The 1,357-nt window shown below is 68.6% G+C and carries 3 protein-coding genes; all 3 read right to left on the bottom strand.

Annotated elements, in window-relative coordinates; translation table 11 throughout:
• Positions 1 to 124: adenosylhomocysteinase (locus ABZ208_RS39085; protein WP_356914196.1), on the bottom strand; the 124-nt coding region annotated here is incomplete at its 3' end.
• On the bottom strand, positions 102 to 1,004 hold the full coding sequence (gene metF, locus ABZ208_RS39080) for a methylenetetrahydrofolate reductase [NAD(P)H] (RefSeq protein WP_356914195.1): 903 nt from the start codon (positions 1,002 to 1,004) through the stop codon (positions 102 to 104). The genes metF and ABZ208_RS39085, both read right to left, overlap by 23 nt.
• Positions 1,005 to 1,009: 5 nt before the next feature.
• The coding region (locus ABZ208_RS39075; RefSeq protein ID WP_356914194.1) for a vitamin B12 dependent-methionine synthase activation domain-containing protein at positions 1,010 to 1,357 on the bottom strand (348 nt) is incomplete at its 5' end.

Genomic DNA, 1,357 nt, shown 5'->3' with positions numbered 1-1,357 from the left:
TGCGGATCGACATCAGGCCGGGCATCTCGTGCTCGGCGAGCGTGATCTCCTTGCGGCCGAACTCGGCCAGGGACAGGTCCGCGACCTTGAAGTCCGTGAAGTCAGCGGTCGGCTGCGAGGGCATGTGCACTCCTTGAGTTCTGGATGTTCTGATGGATCTCGAGCGTCGCGGTGGACCGGTTGAGCGTGATGTAGTGCAGTCCCGGGGCTCCTTCCGCCAGCAGCCGCTCGGCCATCACGGTGGCGTACTCGACCCCGATGCGATGGCCGTCGGCGGGCCGGTGCCTGGCCGCCTCGAGCCTGCATGCGAGCTCGTCGGGGAAGGCAGCGTTGGACAGGTCGGCGAAGCGCCGGATCTGCTTCACATCGGTGGCGGGCATGATCTCCGGGATGATCGGCGTGTCGCAGCCGGCCGCCGCCACCCGGTCGCGCAGCCGCAGATAGTCCTCGACGCGGAAGAACATCTGGGTGATGGCGTAGTCGGCGCCCGCACGGCACTTGGCGACGAAGTGGCGGATGTCGCTCTCCCAGTCCACCGAACGCGGATGACGCTCGGGGAAGGCGGCGACACCGACACTGAAGTCCCCCAACTCGCGGATGAGTGATACGAGTTCGTGAGCGTGGGTGAAGCCCTGCGGATGAGGGTCCCACCGTCCGCCGGGGTCGCCCGGAGGGTCGCCGCGCAGGGCGAGGACGTCGCGGATGCCGGCGTCGGCGTACTGGCCGACGATGTGGCGCAGCTCGGCCGTCGAGTGACCGACGGCGGTCAGATGGGCCACCGGCCGGAGCGTCGTATGGGTGGCGATCTTCTTCGTCACGGCGACGGTACGGTCCCGGGACGACCCGCCCGCGCCGTACGTCACCGAGACGAAGGCCGGTGCCAGGGCCTCGATCCGGCGGATGGCGTCCCACAGACGCTCCTCGCCGGCGTCGGTCTTCGGCGGAAAGAACTCGAAGGAGAACGACCTCTCCCCCGCCGCCAGGACATCACGCAGATCGCGCACGCTGGTCACGGGCGGGCACCTCCCGCGTTGAAGTAGCTTGCCTCGGGGTGGTGGAGGACGATCGCGTCGGTGGACTGCTCGGGGTGGAGCTGGAACTCCTCGGACAGTTCCACCCCGATGCGCTCGGGCCGCAGAAGGTCGGCGATCTTCGCCCGGTCCTCGAGGTCGGGGCAGGCGGGGTAGCCGAGTGAGTAGCGGCAGCCCTGGTACTCGGTGCGGAACATGCCGCCGAGCGAGTCTGGATCCCCTTGCGAGATACCGAGTTCGGTACGCACGCGGGCGTGCCAGTACTCGGCGAGGGCCTCGGCCAACTGGACGGACAGGCCGTGCAGTTCGAGGTAGTCGCGGTAGGA

The organism is Streptomyces sp. NPDC006208, assembly GCF_040613775.1.
Classification (GTDB): domain Bacteria; phylum Actinomycetota; class Actinomycetes; order Streptomycetales; family Streptomycetaceae; genus Streptomyces.
This window is presented reverse-complemented; position numbering and strand designations above follow the sequence as displayed.